Source organism: Gracilimonas halophila (assembly GCF_042684365.1).
In the GTDB taxonomy this organism is placed as follows: domain Bacteria; phylum Bacteroidota; class Rhodothermia; order Balneolales; family Balneolaceae; genus Gracilimonas; species Gracilimonas halophila.
The window spans coordinates 1-16338 of sequence record NZ_JBHULI010000003.1 but is presented as its reverse complement, the minus strand read 5'-3'; the positions used below and the strand labels follow the sequence as shown (position 1 = coordinate 16338).

Below are 16338 nucleotides of genomic sequence, written 5' to 3'. Positions count from 1 at the left end.
TTTTTAGTTAACTCAACACTCAAAACTCAACACTCAAAACTCCATGGCAGGTCTTTATATCCATATTCCATTTTGCAAACAAGCCTGCTCGTACTGCGATTTTTATTTCGTGACCCGACAACAGCATAAACAGGATTTTGTGGATGAGCTGATCCGTGAAATTCATTCCAAAGAAAACACACGATTTACCGAAGATCCCATTCAAACCATCTACTTTGGCGGCGGGACGCCCTCGTTACTTACTCCTTCACAAGTGGGATCCATTCTGGATGCGATCAATTCAGTTTTTGATCTTGACCTGAAGGAAGTCACCCTGGAGATGAATCCCGATGACGTGACCAAAGAATATTTATCAGGATTGAAGTCGGCAGGAATAAACCGTGCGAGTATGGGAGTGCAAAGCTTTGATCCCGAGCTCCTGAAATTCATGAATCGAGCGCATACTTCAAGCGAAGCCCTTAAATGCCTTGAGCTTTTGAAGTCCTCTCGTATAGATGTATTCACCGCCGACCTTATCTACGGGAATCCCGGACAATCATTGGACTCCCTGGAAAAGGACATCGACACGCTTCTTCAATTCGATCCGCCTCATATCTCCGCCTATTCTCTGACAGTGGAACCTCAAACCCGGCTTGGAAAACAAGTGGAACTGGGAAGGATAGCACCTCCTGAGGATGACACTGTATCCGATCATTTTGACCTGGTAGTTGAAAAATTGAAAAGCGCCGGTATTCATCAATATGAAGTCAGTAACTACGCCCTTCCGGGTAAAGAAGCATTGCATAACTCCAGTTACTGGAGCCATGAGAATTATCTGGGATTAGGTCCCGGGGCTCATTCTTTCTGGTGGAGTGAGGAACAAAAATCAGCTCAACGGTGGAGTAATAAGCCGGATCTTAGATCTTACCTTAAAAGCAATTGGAATACACCATTTGAGAAGGAGGTACTGGATCTAGCGGACCTTGCAGAAGAGCGACTGATGCTTGGCCTCAGAACCCGAAAGGGACTTTCCAAAAAAGAGCTACTAAGTCGGTACCATTTCAGCTTCAGCCCAAAACAAACAGACTATCTGCGCCAATTAGAAGCATCAGGCAAAGCAAACATTGATGATCGGATCCAACTCTCAACACAGGGATTAAAGATAGCCGATAGTATTCTGCTCGACCTTGTTACCATGAAACCGGAATAAATTACTCCTTACTTGCTCTTTCCCACTTACGGGAATACCTGGCATACTCAAATGCCTTGTCCTCTCGCCCGGCATTATGATAAGCTTGTGAGACCATCATAGTCGCTTTAAATAAATTGGTGTAATCCGTTTTTGTCAGGTCATCAGCAGACCCCTGAAGTGATAGTATCGATAATATGGTATTCGCCTTTAAAGAATCCGGATGGTGGTTTGCATTAAAATTGCCCTGAAAGATCAGCGGCCAGAACTGTGAATCTTCGTACATTTTCTTAGCGATCACCCAATACCATTCATTTTCTTTCACCTGATAGGTACTTCCATTGATAACCTTATTGGAAGAGGACTGCTCTGTTGGGGGTTCTTGTTGTTCTGTTTCAGCCTGCGAAGACATCTCTGTTTCGTTAGCTGATTCTTGCGCCTGAAGGACTTCCTGCGTGCCGGCTTCCATTTCATTTTGTACAGACGAATTCATAGCTGATTGGGCGGGATCATCTGTTCTCAATAAGAACCAGGCTGATGCTAACCCCACAACTGCTAAAATCAATATAGCAACCATGATCAAGCCGGTATTATTACCACGGGCTCGCTTTCTTCGGTCAAACGACTTCGGTTGTTCATCAACAACATCTGCTGTCTCAAGCTCAAGATCTGAAGTTTCTTTTTCTTCTGATTTAGCAGGCGCTACTTCAGGTTTAGCCTCCTTCTTTTCGCTTTTCTCCCCGATCAATTCACTTTCGAGATGAGCATATTTGGCATTTACTTCTTCTCTTAATGCTTTATATGGGGTGAAAGTAACGCGCTTATGCGCCGGAATAATAATAGGTTCCCCGGTTTGAGGGTTCTTTCCCTGTCGCTCAGCTACTTCCTTTACTTTAAAACTTCCAAAATTGGTAATGGAGGCCTTGCCTGTCTCCTGCAGTTCCTGTTTAACCTCCGCGATCAGCGCTTTGGCAAACGTTTCACTTTTCTGTTTACTGAACCCTGTTTTTCGGGAAAGGGCTTCAATGATCTCTGCGTAGGTGACCTTATTACTCATCATTCTCCTCATTAATTTCACCCTTTAGAGTGCTGCTTTGACTAAAATGCACCACTTTCTTGGGTGGAATCATCATCATTTGCTCGTAATGGGGATTGTAAGATTTATGTTCAGGCCGTACTTCCGAATGAAAACTCCCAAGACCGGGAAGGGTAAATCCCTTGCTCCTGGCAAGTAAGGTCGTAGCCCCATCCACGAAAGAATCATATAGTTTTTCCGTATCCGCCTGCGTGAGATCAAGCTGATCTGCAAGTTTTTTAAGTACCTCCGTTTTAGTCATATCGTACCTGTACTGAATGTTTAACCAACTTTGATTGGAATAAATGTTAAAACGCTGAAATAAGCAATTTAATAAACATACTCATCCTTTGGTTTAATTATAGATTTTTCGGTTCATTAAGGATGCTTATAATTGAGCACCTTATTTCAAAAGCGTTAATACCTGAGAAGATGCTTAGATCCTTTATCCCGGTTTCAACCGATTCCCACTTTCCTATTCAAAACCTCCCCTACGGAGCCTATAGAACCGAACATGGAGAGATTCACTTATGTTCTGCTCTGGGAGATCATATCATAGATCTTTTTGTGCTGGATGAAGAGGGGTTTTTTGACGGCCCTGAACTTAATGATCAGTTTGCGTTTCAGGATTCAACCCTTAATTATTTTATGAGTCTCGGTAAAGCCGCCTGGATGGAAGCGCGCCAAACCCTTCAGCATGTACTTTCTGAGGACACTCCAACACTCAGGGATAGTAAACTGCTTCGGGAAAGGGTATTCAAAAAACGAGAAGAAATTGAGCTTACTATGCCGGTTCAAATTGGCGATTACACCGACTTCTATTCTTCCGAACAACACGCTCGAAACGTAGGGTCCATGTTTCGTGATCCTGAAAATGCGTTGTTGCCAAACTGGAAACATCTTCCGGTAGGCTACCATGGAAGGGCGAGTTCCATTGTATTAAGCGGCACAAGCCTTCACCGCCCAAAAGGACAAACCATACCCAAAGATTCGGAGCAACCCATCTTCGGCCCTTCCAAAAATCTGGATTTTGAACTGGAAGTCGGTTTCCTGACCGGCCCCGGGAATGCTCTTGGAAAACCAATTCCTATCGACGAAGCCGACGATCATATTTTCGGTTTAGTATTGGTGAATGACTGGAGTGCCCGTGATATTCAGAAATGGGAATACCAGCCGCTGGGGCCTTTTCTCGCAAAAAACTGGGCGACCTCCATTTCACCCTGGGTCGTAACTACCGAGGCACTGAGGCCTTTCGAAACTCAGGCTCCCGAACAGGAGCCTCAACCACTTCCATATCTTGAACAGAAAAAAAGAACCACTTTTGATATTCAGCTGGAAGTGTTCCTGAAAACAGAACAATCGGAAACCGCACATAAGATCTGCACTACCAATTTTAAACACCTTTACTGGAGCATGGGGCAGCAACTCGCCCATCATACCATTACCGGGTGTAATGTTCAGCCGGGTGATCTCTACGGTTCAGGAACCATCAGCGGGCCAACAGAAGATTCCTATGGCAGTATGCTGGAGCTTGCCTGGAAAGGAACCAAACCACTCAAACTTCCATCAGGAGAAGAACGCACTTTTCTTGAGGACGGTGACGAAGTGATCATGACCGGATTTGCTCAGGGTGAGGATTACCGGGTGGGATTCGGAGAAGTTAAGGGTAAGATCTTACCCCCTTTGTAATAGTTACCGTTTTAAAGTGTTAACGTGTTTATTTATTGCCAGATAATTAGTGATACGTAAACACATTCACACTTATATACATTAACACGGTCCAACTATTTAACCAGCGTCATTTTTTTTGTATAAACCTCATTATCAATTCTTAACCGGTAAATATATACACCAGAACTCAGTCCTTTTGCATTGAATTCATATACATATGGTCTGCTTCTTAATTTTAGTGTTTCATTTGCTAAAGTTTGTATTTTTCTACCCATTATATCATAAACTTCAAGAGTAATTTTGGAGGTTTTTGATAACTCAAAACTAATATTAGTAATAGGATTGAAAGGATTTGGGTAATTTTGAAACGCACTTACTGACTCAGGTAGATCTGCGTATTCAGGATCACGTAAATCGACAAGCCTTCCTGACTTTCCAAACTGTAACAAAAGACTCTTAGTATCTACATCAGTGCTAAAATTAGAAACCACCACACCTAATCTCTCAATATCTTCCCAATATGACGTACTGGGTAAAAACACCTGTTGTTTATCTCTTCCGGTTGCCAACAATTCAACAGTTTCTCCGGATTTCAAATAGATCAAGAATCCCAACCCAACCTGTGAACTGTCAAAATCCACCGCAACTTCGATTGGTCCATAATCATTTTCAGAAGGACTAACCTCTAAAAAGCGAGAAGCCATCGGCTTAATATTTCTGATTAACACCTCCTCGTTTGGTACACTGAAAAATGATGCCTCAGTATTTGCTTCTGGATAAAATTCTTTTTCCTCAAAGCCATAACCATCATTTCCTGATCGCGATCCTGACACAAAATGCCACATATAAGATCTGACCACTTCTTCGTCAAAGTCATATCCTCGTGAACTCAACTCATCATCAACTGCTTCCAAAAATTGTATAGAGGGTTGTGCTTCTATCCGCTCCCAAACCTCTACCCAAAAATCCGGCCCAATATATTCTTCGAAAAAGAGTGCCCACGTGATGTCTTCATACGAACCAGGGATCAGTGAAGTTGAAGGGCTTGAAAACAAGTCTGACGAAAAATTATAGATATAGTTGTAGTAATCGTTTACGTTATCATACACTACCTCCTCCATTAGGGTGGCGTCCATTTCTAACCAAAGGTCGGACTCACCCGACCAGTTATTTTGAATGTACTGAATAGCGTGTTTGAACTCATGGGCCATTGTAACGTAAATGGCTCCTACTGTAATGCCGGCGGGATGAGTATTATCGGGGAATCCATCGAAATTGTTATTAATTGCAATAAAAGTATCAGCAGCTAAATTTCTCTCAAACCCATAGTCTGCGAATCCATAAATACCACCCATACTTTCTATATATACAGGGTAAGGATTCGTGTTACCATAAATTGGATCAGGATATCCCAACGTATTTACCATGTGCCGATAAGAAGAGTCCGCAGCTTCAGCCACCCGTTCTACATAATCGGGGGTACCATTGTTGTCGTTGTCTTCCAGAGACACCGAATCGCCACCGCTTGTATAATAAATGACCTCGAACTTGCCGGAGGGTGAAATATAGCTTTCCTCTGCAAGCATAGCTGAGGACTTTATTCTACTTTTCCGGTATTCCTCCACCTTACTCCGGGTTTGCTCAGAGAGTTCATTCCGGTGACGGTGCAAAAACATATGAGCCGGTGTCGCACACTTTTCTATCAGCTTTTGTCCATCCTTAAGATTTGTCGGTTCATACATCATCCGAAATTGTTCCAGAACCGCCCGATCCACATCAATTTCACCCCGCTGATACGACTGCTGAATATCGAGTAGCTTCGGCCTTTCAGTTTGAACTTGCCCAAACACCAAAACAGGGCCAAAAGTCAGCATCGCGACTAAAGTAAATGCCGCTTTTTTAATTTGATTCCGGACCTTATGCATTGTTTGGATTTTCCTTAACTTTGGGATTCGATAATATTGAACGCAAGAGTTTATCAGTTCTTACAATTTAAGAGAAAAATGTTTCAAGTTATACTTTACTACAATTTCCAGCCCATCAATGAGCCGGATCGATTTTGCAAAGCTCACAAAAAATTCTGCAAGGAGATAGGCCTGAAGGGAAGAATCTATATCTCTGATGAGGGAATCAACGGCACAGCGGCCGGGACTGATCAACAGATCGAAGAATACAAGAACTACCTGTGGTCACTGCCCGGATTTGAAGACACCGAGTTCAAGCAGGACGAATCTGATTACATCCCGTTTCCAAGACTGACGGTAAAAACCCGGGATGAAATTGTAGCCTTGCACGTGGATGACGTTAATCCTGAAAACGGAGGGAATTATCTGGAGCCTCAGGAATGGCGGCGAGTGATGGAAGAAGAAGACTATGTGATGATCGATGTTCGCAATAACTATGAATCGAAGATCGGACACTTTGAAGGAGCCATTCAACCTGATGTTGAGAATTTCTATGACTTCCCGAAATGGATGGAAGAAGCTGAGATCCCCAAAGACAAAAAAGTGCTGATGTACTGTACCGGCGGAATTCGCTGCGAGAAATTTTCTGTACTGATGAAAGAAAGCGGCTGGGAAGATGTAAATCAGCTGCATGGCGGAATTTTGCGCTATGCCAAAGAGGAAGGCGGAAAACATTTCAAAGGAAAGTGTTTTGTATTTGATGACCGTTTGGTGGTTCCGGTAAATCCTAAAGATCTGGAACCGATCGCCCGATGCGAGATCACAGGTAAACCGGCAGACACGTATATCAACTGCGCAAATATGGAATGCAACAAGCTGTTTGTGTGCTCCGAGGAAGGTGCCCACCAAATGGAAGGCTGCTGCAGCGAAGAGTGTCGCCAAAGTGAATACAAGCGCCCGTTTGATCCTAAGAATGCCTTTAAACCATTCCGCAAGTGGTATAATTATTTTGGAGAGGATTTCAAGGAACGAGAAATGAGTTCCGCTGCTGAGTAAGGGATAAAAAAGCTCCGATAAGTTGTCATCCTTGTGGATGCCTAGTAATTCATTGACTATGAAATGAAGTGTGCCAGAGCTAATATTGAAAACTCAACCCTAAGTTGTTATTTCGACCGTAAGGAATGAGCCTGAAAGGCGAATGACTGGAGCGGAGAAATCTGCGGGGGATTGAATACAGCGACAATGCTCTTTATGATCTCTTTAGAATTCTCAGCTTCGTTTCCGTTTCGTTCGTTTTCACTCACTACACTACGTTCGAAATGACAAACAAGGGGATGGCAGCTAAAATCAAAGAACCAAATCCGTAATGATCTCTCATCGCCCTGTTCGAATTGTCTCCCCTTACTCCATCACCTATCGGTTTAGGGTCAAGTCAGAGTTTGCCGGTAATAGTTTACTCCATCTCATGCACACCCGTTTTCCTTTTCACGGGGTGAAAGTTTGGGAAACCAAGATCCAAAACGGACATGTTGGAGTAAATGGAGAAGAAGCCTCGGCTGACCACATCCTCCAACTGCACGATGAGATATTTCATCATAACCCCAAAGTAAAAGAACCGTCCGTCCCTGATGAAGTCAGGATTCTGAAAGAGACCGAAGAATACCTGATCGTTTACAAGCCTGCCCCCATGCCTATGCATCCGGGTGGTCGATATAACAAAAATTCTCTGACCAAGATCCTGGAAGAACAGGGATACCAAGACCTCCGCATCGTACATCGGCTGGATGCCGTGACTTCCGGTCTCGTACTCTTAGCACGTAACAAGGAATTCGCCCAAAAGGCGATGATCTGCTTCAGCAAGTCAAGGGTAAACAAGACCTATTATGCAGTAGTCTCCGGAAACCCTGAAGAAGAATCGATCACCATTGATACTCCCATTCGCCGTAAAAACGGATTCGTATTTGAAAGTGAATTGGGGCTGAAATACGCAAAAGAGGCCATCACCCATTTTGAAGTGGTAGAACAGGGAGAACATTCATCCATTGTAAAATGCTCCCCTAAAACCGGCCGCACCCACCAAATTCGTTTGCATCTTGAACAATGGAGATACCCTATTATCGACGACCCGATCTATGGAATTGAGGGCGATAAAAGCAGTAAAAGAGCTCAGAAAGTTGGGATAAGTTTACTTAATGCCGGCTTGGAAATTGAAGAGCTTGGGGTGAAGTGGGAACTAGATCTTGATAGATATAAGATGTTAGACATAAGATTAAAGACTGTATAAAAATCTTACATCTTTAATCTTATGTCTAACATCTTATATCTATCTAACATCTACTTAAAAAAAGCTTCCGCTATCTTAGCAAATTGCTTGGGTTTATCCAGGAAAGCGTAGTGGCCGGCATCTTCAATGATCACCAATGCTGCATTCTCAATTCCTTTCTCGATTCGCTTCCCCTGGTACACCGGGGTGGCGTTATCATTTCGCCCCCACAGCAGAAGTACTTCATGGGGAATATTTGGTAAACTTGATTCCAGATACTCAGACACTGATTTCACGAAGGTTTCTCTCATCACGCCGGATAGTTTGGAGTAATCGGATGAGCCAAGGCTTTTCCAAAGTGAAGTGGATCGAAGCCACCCCAATGCTTTATCACGCATGGACCCGGGAAGGATCATAAACGGAGCTTTCAGGGTCTTGGCGGTATATTTCTTGATGTAGAATTTCATGGAGCGCTTGGGCTTCATTCCTGCTCCGCCTGTGATCAGCACTTTATCAATATGTGTTTTCCCGAAATCGCGGGCGCAGAGTTTTAGAATGATCCGCCCCCCGAAAGAATGCACGAGTACATCAACCTTGTCTTCATCCAAAGATCCGATGAAAGCCTGAACGGCATCGGCATAGTCGTCAATGCTCCAGGAGCGGGAAGGTTCGGGAGAATCACCGAAGCCGGGTAAGTCCAGCACATAGTTTGTTCGGAGGTGAGAAAGGTTCTGAGCCACAGGCATCATAACGCGCTTGCTGCTCCCCCAGCCATGAAGGATCACCAGGGGGGGTCCTTCGCCGGTTTTCTCGTAAAAGATCTGCTGATCCTGATATGTAAAAGTGTGGAAGTCTGACATAATATTCGTTTGGCCAAAAATCCCACATCCTGTATTACCAAACAAATTATTATCGTGATTTTTTAGGGAGTGAAGAGATGTTTCATCCGACGACTAAAGCTCGTCTGATGAATGATCAAGGCTTGTTTTGGTTTTCCCAGGATCGGGAGCCTTGCCTTTCATTCGTCAGACCACTTCGGGGTTTAGGTTTGGCTGGGGTTGCTTGTTTCAGTGGTCGGACGAAGTAAGGAGTGTCTTTTTAGGTCGATCAGTAGAATTTCTTTATGACCTGATCTGGTATTGTTCGATAGGAAAGTTCGTAGAAATCTCTTGCATTATTTGGGAGGTTGAACAGGTCTTTTCCCAAATCTATGTTGCATAGATCTCCGTTTCTTATACCAGCATAGTCTTTAAATGAAGAAAACTCCCAACCCTCAAGGCTCTCTACCAAACCGGCCTTCAGCGGATTTTGATGTATATAGAAAAAACAATTTACAGCAGTGTCTACTCTACTTTTACTCTTATCGCTTAAAATTTTGGCTTTTGTTCTTTGTCTGAATAGCGAGCCAGTCCTATTGTACCTGTTATTAATTGCCTTTGTATATGAACTTTGAATAGAACCTATTTTCCGGTTTAATGGATTTACAATTTTCTCTTTATTATTTATAGCATTTTGATGAGTGTAATCTTCATGCACCTGTATCAAAAAATGAAAATGATTAGGCATTAAGCACCAGGCTATAATGTTACAGTATGGAAGCAATCCCTTTCTAACCTTTTTAAGGAAATAGAGATAATTTTCTGATTCAAAAAACAGCTGCTGTCTATTATTCCCCTGATTATAAAGATGATATGTATGCCCGGGATAAAATTGCATCTTTAACTATAATAAACGTAAATCAAAGCTGAAAATATTCGATTGAATTTTTAGTGCATTGACTTAAAAATCGTCAGACCACTTCGGGGCTTGAGTATGGCCGGGGTTGCTTATTTCAGTGGTCGGACGTTGGAGTGGGTGAGATTGCGGATGAACTTCATCCGACGACTACAGCTCGTCTGATGAATGATCAAGGCTTTTTTTGGTTTTCGCAGGATCGGGAGCCTTGCCTTTCATTCGTCAGACCACTTCGGGGCTTGGGTATGGCCGGGGTTGCTTATTTCAGTGGTCGGACGATGGGTTTTTTGCTTTTTTTTTAAATTACCATTGAGTTTTTGCCCTGTCACGATCATATTAAGCATATGAATTTCAACAATCTAAAACGGAAGGCTTTTTTCTGGCTGGAGAAACTTCAGATCTCCCGCAAAGAACGTATTGCCTTTAGCCTTCTATTGGGCATATTGGTTGTCTTATTTTCCATGTCCATATTTTTGGAACGCTCATTTCAATATGATCAGGCAGAGTATGAACAGATTGTTGCTGAATTTGAAAGACGAAGCGCGGCCATTCAGCAAGAAGAAAAAGAACAAGCTGCAAAATATCTTCCACAGGCTACAGTTGCTCAAGATGATGAGCAATCTTCTGAAGCTCAGGCCAACACCACAGCTTCAGAAATGGCTCCTGAACCCGACGCATCAACCATCGAGGTTTTGATAAATATCAATACGGCAAGCAGCGCTGAACTACAAAAGTTGGATGGCATCGGGCCAAGTTATGCTCAGAATATTATCGATTACAGAGAGGCTAATGGCGACTTTGATTCCATCGACGAACTCATTAACGTTAAGGGAATCGGGGAAAAACGCCTGGAAAATATACGGCCTTTTATCACCCTCGAGGATTAATCAATTATTCATCATTATAAACACTGTATCAAAAAAGTAAGATTTGTAGTGTCTTTCGTATTTTAAGGTACAGCAGTAAATTTTAAGTACAGGAATTCCATGCCAAAAATACTTTGGGCAGACGATGAGATCGATCATCTGCAATCACACATCATATTTTTAGAGAAAAAAGGATTTGAAATTACTCCTGTCACAAATGGTGATGACGCTGTAAGTTTGATCGCCTCCGAAGCCTTTGACATCGTATACCTGGATGAACAAATGCCCGGCATGGGTGGTATCGAAACCCTTGAAAAGATCAAATCCCTGCAACCTTCGCTGCCTGTGGTCATGATCACAAAGAGTGAAGAGGAGTCGATCATGGAAGATGCCATTGGCGGGAAGATCTCCGACTACCTCATCAAACCGGTAAACCCTAACCAGATTTTATTGACCACTAAACGTCTGTTGGAGCGTAGCCGCATTCAAACCGAAAAATCTGCTCAGATCTACTTGCGACAATTCAATGAGTTGTCTTCAAGAATTCATCCCGGCTCGCACTGGAAAGAATGGATCGATGTGTACAAAGAACTGACCCAATGGGAAATTGACCTTGGGGACGGAGATGAAGGGTTGCAACAAGTGCTATCGGATCAGTTTCAGCAGGCCAATAAAGAATTTGGGAAATTTTTAGATCAGGAATATCGCGACTGGATGGGCAAAAGCGATAGCCGGCCAACACTCTCTCCAGAAATATTTGAGAAGTATGTAAATCCCCGTCTCGATAAAGATGAGCACGTGATGTTCTTCATCATCGATTGCATGCGGTATGATCAGTGGCTGATCTTTGAGCCATTTCTTTCCAACTACTTTTCCATTGATACTGATTTCTATTATTCCATTTTACCGACCGCTACTCCTTACTCCCGAAATTCCATTTTTGCAGGATTATATCCTGCTGATATTGACCGGATGTATCCGGACTTATGGCAACAGGGTCAGGACGAGTCATCCCTGAACCGCCACGAAGAAGAGTTACTGAAACGACAGCTTGAACGCCACGGCATCGACATCAATTTTAAATATGAAAAGATGCTTAACGCAACCAGCGGCCGCAGGGTAGCTGAAAAGATACAGAGCTATGCGCAGTCAAAACTGGCTACTTTTGTATTTAATTTCGTGGATACCCTTGTTCATTCCCGCTCCGATTCTGACGTAATCAAGGAGCTGGCTCCCGATGTCTCCGCTTTCCGCTCGGTAACGGAAGCCTGGTTTCAGCATTCTTCTCTTTTGCAGATGTTCAAAGGCCTGGCCAAGGAAAATGTCACGCTTATCATCACCACCGATCACGGGTCGGTACGCGCATTACGGGATACCAAGGTATACGGAGATAAAGACACGGCCACCAATCTCCGCTACAAATATGGAAGAAATTTAAAAGCCAATGAGTCTGATTCGGTCATCTTCATGGATGATCCCAAGCAATTCCGGTTACCTGCGGTTGGTAACATCAATAATTATATGATCGCACGGGAAGATTATTACTTTGTATACCCTACCAACTATCACCGCTATCAAAACCGCTACCGTGATACTTTTCAGCACGGCGGAGCTTCGATGGAGGAGATGATCTTACCCATTGCCACTCTGAAGCCGAAGTAGCTTTGTGTGATGGTGCGACCGTGATATGGTGTTAATGTGTTACCATTTCCAACCTTGGTAACACATTAACACCGTCGCACTTTAACACCAGAAAACTCAAATTTTCGCTAAAGATGTTTGAATTCCATGTTATCTTTGGGCTTTACGAAATTAACCCCATAATTCTCTGATGGATCTGTCATCACCTTTTGAAAGCTCTTCCGTTGAGGAAACCATTGAGGCCGGATTCGAGTTAGGAAAGCAACTCAGACTCGGAGACGTGGTGTGCCTGGAAGGAGATCTGGGTGCAGGAAAAACGCATTTTGTAAAAGGAGTGGCTTCCTTTTTTGGAATAGCCCCTGAATCCGTAAGTTCACCAACCTATACATTGATCCATGAATATTCCGGTAAACTTCCTGTATATCACTTTGATTGTTACCGACTCAAGAGTGAACAGGAAGCCCTTGAAATTGGTGCGGAAGAATATTTTTATGGAGAAGGCGTTTGCCTCGTTGAATGGCCTGAGATCATTGATTCCCTGATTCCTGAAGAAGCGATCCGGGTTCATATCTCACATGTATCGGATTCGAAACGAAGCATCCATATTCATCAAAAGCAGCATGAGTGATGGCACTCTCAAGAAATCGCAAACTATCTTATCGGCTTGACCTCCTCCCGGTGATACTTCCCTACCACCGGCGGGCTAAAAATACACTTCGTACCGGTGACCTGGTTTATTATGGCCCGAGTCCTGAATATTATGGTATCGGTGAAGTGGTGCAAACGGCAGAAAAAGTGTGCATGGTTGATTTCAGAGGAACGGGGGAGTTGGGTATTCATAAAGACGAAATGCTTTCTTCTTATCTTATTCCCATTCATAAGCTGAATTTGTCTGGGGTTTTGAAGGGGCGGTAGTTGCTGCAGTCATCAATGTTTAATTACAAAGTCATTCTGAGGGTGCTCCCAAAGAACCTTACATAGATGAGGCTGCCAACTAAACCCCGGCAACAACTTATCCACTGCAACTGTTGATGTTGCAAACAACACCCATGCTCCGCTAAATGCGAGGTCCTTCGGGGGTACCCTCAGGATGACTCGGGAGGCAATGTTTTGTTCGGCGGCCACTCCCCAAGAACATTTTTATTCAATGAATTCCAATACGGATTACGTTTTCTGATCAGTTTTTCTTTCCACTTTCTGTTCTTCCCCTTTATCCTTTTCTCAGCTTGAATAGCTTCGTTCATGATTGGAAAAACTTCATACCAAATGAGAAGATAACAATAATATTTCCCTGCAAAGGATTTGGAGGCACCTCGGTCCAGATAATGCTCTACAATCCTCCTTCTCAGATCATTGGTTACCCCGGTATAGAGTGTGGTTTTTTTAGGATTGGTTACTATATATGTATAAGCTTCCATAACTAAATATAAATAAAAGTCATTCTGAGGGTACCCCCGAAGAACCTTGCATAGTTTGGGCTGCCAACTTAACCCCGGCAACAACTTATCCACCGCAACTGTTGATCTTGCATACAACATCCTATGCTTCGCTAAGGCAAGATCCTTCGCTTTCGCTCAGGATGACGCCCTTTTTTTTGTTCCCATTGAAAGCTGGTTACTTCTTTTAAATAACATCAACCGGGGATTTGATGTAGTTGCCGCCTTTGTTGATGACGTGGGTGTAGATCATGGTTGTCTTCAGGTTTTTGTGGCCGAGGAGTTCCTGGACGGTGCGGATGTCGTAGCCGTTTTGAAGTAATTGAGTTGCGAAGGAATGCCGGAAGGTATGACAGGTTACTTTTTTCTCGATATTTGTTTTGAATGCCGCTTTTTTAAGTTTTCTTTGAACCTGACGGCTTGAGATATGATAGCGGTGCTCCAGATTCGTCCGAGGATCTTTAGAAATAGTTGAAGAAGGAAAAAGATATTGCCATCCCAAACTCATTTGTTCTTTGGGATATTTACGAGCCAGTGCTTTCGGTAGTATTGCTCTCCCGAATCCTTGGGTCAAGTCTTTTTGATGGATGCTTTTCACTTTCTGTATTTGCCGGCGAAGTTTTGGCATACATTTCTGTGGCAACAAACTTACCCGGTCTCTGTTGCCCTTCCCGGAACGAACCCATAGCTGTCCATTTTCGAAGTCAACGTCTTGCACACGAAGGCGGAGGCATTCAGATATTCTGATCCCACTTCCATAGAGTAGTTCACAGATCAAGAGCGTGCGCCCATTTAACTGCTCCAAAATTACCATTGCCTCTTTATGGGATAGTACAACCGGCAACCTTTTAGGCTTTTTAGCTCGTTTCAAATTATCCAGATCCAGGGTTTCTCTATTCAGAACCTGTTTATACAGAAACACCAATGCTGACAACGCCTGATTTTGTGTACTTGCCGCTACATTTCTGTCATTGGCCAAATGATTGAGGTATTGCTCAACCTCCGCATCTCCTAAATTTTTGGGGTGAACCGTTCCATGAAACCGAATATACCTTATGATCCAATTGGTGTATGCCTGTTCGGTTCGGTAGCTGTAGTTTCTTCTTCGGATTTCTTGTCTAACTTCTTCTAGTAACTTTGATCTGCCCATAACACAATTGCTAAAAATAATAATGTTGCTATATTGTTAGAGCGATGAGAAAGCAATTCCTTACAAAAATAATTGAATTTTATCCGACGAGGTTATGCGACATTTCCTTCGCATATAAACCAAAAGGTGTTTCAGGAGTTATTGTGAGGGATGTTTTAGAAGATTATACGACGTCTTATAAGATACCCCTTGTCGCATATTAATATGTTATACCCATTTTTAAAAACTTGCTATGGAATTCAAGATCGCAGACGTAAGAGAAAAGGAGATTGACTTTTTGCTTGCTGAAGAATTTGCTTCTTCCTCTACTTTTGCTTCCTTATTTCTCAGGAAATTTGAAGCCTTCAAGGATTCCAATTTCACAGTTAAAAAAGTTTACCGCTCTCATACCGATAGCTATGGAGAATCAGATTTAGAAGTTTATCTGACTAATGACGCTGATCAAAGATTGGTGCTATTAATCGAAAATAAGGTAGCAGCGCAATTTCAAACTAATCAACTGCAGCGATATAAAAAGCGTGGTGAAACTTATCTTAGACAGGATAAATGTGATGACTATAAAATAATTTTAGTAGCTCCTAAAGAATATTCCAACGATTTTGAATCCTTAGAAATCGATGCCTGTGTTTTTTATGAAGACTTAAGAAACTGGTTTAAAGAAGGCGCTGTAAATTCACACAGAAGTAAATTTAAAATTGCTCTTTTAAAGAGAGCTATTCATAAAGCTAAACACGGTTATCAACTAATAGAAGATGAAAAGGCGAGTCAATTTTGGATAAATTATTGGCACCTAGTTAATGACGTGGCTCCAGTACTAAATATGCCTCGACCAAACAAAAAGCCATCAGGCTCTTCGTTTGTGTATTTTTACCCACCAAATTTGCTTTCCAGATTAAGTTTAATTCATAAATTCACTTATGGAAATGTAGATCTGCAAATTTCCAAAGCTGCTAATAAAACTGGAATTATTAGAGAATCTATGAGTGAAATAATTACCGACCGAATCTATATTCAACAAGCAGGGAAATCGGCTGTGATCCGAAAGAAAGTTCCCGTTTTGGATTTAAATAGATCTGTAGAATCTCAATCAGAGAAAGCAAAAAAATGTATTCAAGAAGTTAAAAGTATTTATGAGTGGTTTTTAGAAAATAAAGAGTTGTTTCACCATCTCTTTGAAAAATGGGCATAACCAGCGCTTCAAGGGTGACAGGCCTCGCCGTTGTTTGCCAGTTTCTCGTTTTATAGTTACAATTTCTTTAGCAGTCAATTTCAAAGCTCTGGCGCCTGCACCTTAAGCGCCAGGCCGTTATGCTACCTTTTCTTATAACTTGACAATATGTACGGAATGACGTACGTTAGTTTTATAAATGAACTTAAGTTACCAACCCATGAAAACACTAACAGCTACGCAAGCTCGCAAAGAAATTTAT

General features: G+C 42.6%; 16 protein-coding genes. 9 read left to right on the top strand and 7 right to left on the bottom strand.

Translation table 11 applies throughout. The features are described from left to right. Nucleotides 1–43 precede the first annotated feature (43 nt). The gene (gene hemW, locus ACFSVN_RS02790) at nt 44–1189 is read left to right on the top strand and encodes a radical SAM family heme chaperone HemW (RefSeq protein WP_390298293.1); all 1146 of its coding nucleotides are present in this window, start codon (nt 44–46) and stop codon (nt 1187–1189) included. Between the two features lies 1 nt (nt 1190). Here hemW and ACFSVN_RS02785 read toward each other — a convergent pair whose 3' ends face one another. Both ACFSVN_RS02785 and ACFSVN_RS02780 read right to left on the bottom strand, forming a co-directional pair. Next, on the bottom strand, nt 1191–2228 hold the full coding sequence (locus ACFSVN_RS02785; RefSeq protein WP_390298290.1) for an HU family DNA-binding protein: 1038 nt from the start codon (nt 2226–2228) through the stop codon (nt 1191–1193). Further along, nucleotides 2218–2505 (bottom strand): HU family DNA-binding protein, encoded by a 288-nt coding sequence (locus ACFSVN_RS02780; RefSeq protein WP_390298287.1) that lies wholly within the window; start codon nt 2503–2505, stop codon nt 2218–2220. The genes ACFSVN_RS02785 and ACFSVN_RS02780 overlap by 11 nt, the downstream gene beginning before the upstream one ends. Before the next feature lie 122 nt (nt 2506–2627). On the opposite strand from ACFSVN_RS02780, the gene fahA reads away from it, so the two are divergent. Continuing rightward, nucleotides 2628–3932 (top strand): fumarylacetoacetase, encoded by a 1305-nt coding sequence (fahA, locus tag ACFSVN_RS02775; protein ID WP_390298284.1) that lies wholly within the window; start codon nt 2628–2630, stop codon nt 3930–3932. A gap of 95 nt (nt 3933–4027) precedes the next feature. Here the strand turns inward: fahA and ACFSVN_RS02770 are convergent, their stop codons facing one another. Further along, complete coding sequence (locus tag ACFSVN_RS02770; protein ID WP_390298281.1) at nt 4028–5839, bottom strand: T9SS type A sorting domain-containing protein; 1812 nt, start codon at nt 5837–5839, stop codon at nt 4028–4030. A 78-nt stretch (nt 5840–5917) separates the two neighbouring features. On the opposite strand from ACFSVN_RS02770, the gene trhO reads away from it, so the two are divergent. Further along, nucleotides 5918–6874 (top strand): oxygen-dependent tRNA uridine(34) hydroxylase TrhO, encoded by a 957-nt coding sequence (gene trhO / locus ACFSVN_RS02765; protein WP_390298278.1) that lies wholly within the window; start codon nt 5918–5920, stop codon nt 6872–6874. A 310-nt stretch (nt 6875–7184) separates the two neighbouring features. Next, complete coding sequence (locus ACFSVN_RS02760) at nt 7185–8102, top strand: pseudouridine synthase family protein (RefSeq protein ID WP_390298275.1); 918 nt, start codon at nt 7185–7187, stop codon at nt 8100–8102. A 50-nt stretch (nt 8103–8152) separates the two neighbouring features. Here the strand turns inward: ACFSVN_RS02760 and ACFSVN_RS02755 are convergent, their stop codons facing one another. Together ACFSVN_RS02755 and ACFSVN_RS02750 are read right to left on the bottom strand one after the other, a co-directional pair. Further along, nucleotides 8153–8941 carry an alpha/beta fold hydrolase gene (locus ACFSVN_RS02755; RefSeq protein ID WP_390298272.1) on the bottom strand — a complete coding sequence of 263 codons (789 nt, stop codon included), beginning with the start codon at nt 8939–8941 and terminating at the stop codon, nt 8153–8155. A 247-nt stretch (nt 8942–9188) separates the two neighbouring features. Further along, the gene (locus ACFSVN_RS02750; RefSeq protein WP_390298269.1) at nt 9189–9797 is read right to left on the bottom strand and encodes a transposase; all 609 of its coding nucleotides are present in this window, start codon (nt 9795–9797) and stop codon (nt 9189–9191) included. A 362-nt stretch (nt 9798–10159) separates the two neighbouring features. On the opposite strand from ACFSVN_RS02750, the gene ACFSVN_RS02745 reads away from it, so the two are divergent. The 4 genes from ACFSVN_RS02745 (at nt 10160) to ACFSVN_RS02730 (ending at nt 13237) form a co-directional block, all read left to right on the top strand. Further along, a complete protein-coding gene (locus ACFSVN_RS02745) occupies nt 10160–10702 on the top strand; it encodes a ComEA family DNA-binding protein (protein ID WP_390298266.1) in 543 nt (180 codons plus the stop codon). Nucleotides 10703–10801: 99 nt separating this feature from the next. Further along, complete coding sequence (gene porX, locus ACFSVN_RS02740; RefSeq protein ID WP_390298263.1) at nt 10802–12343, top strand: T9SS response regulator signal transducer PorX; 1542 nt, start codon at nt 10802–10804, stop codon at nt 12341–12343. Between the two features lie 169 nt (nt 12344–12512). Next, a complete protein-coding gene (gene tsaE / locus ACFSVN_RS02735; protein ID WP_390298259.1) occupies nt 12513–12950 on the top strand; it encodes a tRNA (adenosine(37)-N6)-threonylcarbamoyltransferase complex ATPase subunit type 1 TsaE in 438 nt (145 codons plus the stop codon). Beyond that, on the top strand, nt 12950–13237 hold the full coding sequence (locus tag ACFSVN_RS02730; protein ID WP_390298256.1) for a hypothetical protein: 288 nt from the start codon (nt 12950–12952) through the stop codon (nt 13235–13237). Before tsaE ends, ACFSVN_RS02730 begins: the two co-directional genes overlap by 1 nt. Nucleotides 13238–13407: 170 nt before the next feature. Here ACFSVN_RS02730 and ACFSVN_RS02725 read toward each other — a convergent pair whose 3' ends face one another. After that, nucleotides 13408–13740, bottom strand: coding sequence for a GIY-YIG nuclease family protein (locus tag ACFSVN_RS02725; RefSeq protein WP_390298253.1), 333 nt, complete (start codon nt 13738–13740; stop codon nt 13408–13410). Nucleotides 13741–13945: 205 nt separating this feature from the next. Further along, a complete protein-coding gene (locus tag ACFSVN_RS02720) occupies nt 13946–14908 on the bottom strand; it encodes an integron integrase (protein ID WP_390298251.1) in 963 nt (320 codons plus the stop codon). 232 nt (nt 14909–15140) lie between these two features. On the opposite strand from ACFSVN_RS02720, the gene ACFSVN_RS02715 reads away from it, so the two are divergent. Then, the gene (locus tag ACFSVN_RS02715) at nt 15141–16097 is read left to right on the top strand and encodes a PD-(D/E)XK nuclease family protein (RefSeq protein WP_390298248.1); all 957 of its coding nucleotides are present in this window, start codon (nt 15141–15143) and stop codon (nt 16095–16097) included. The last annotated feature ends 241 nt before the right edge of the window (nt 16098–16338 follow it).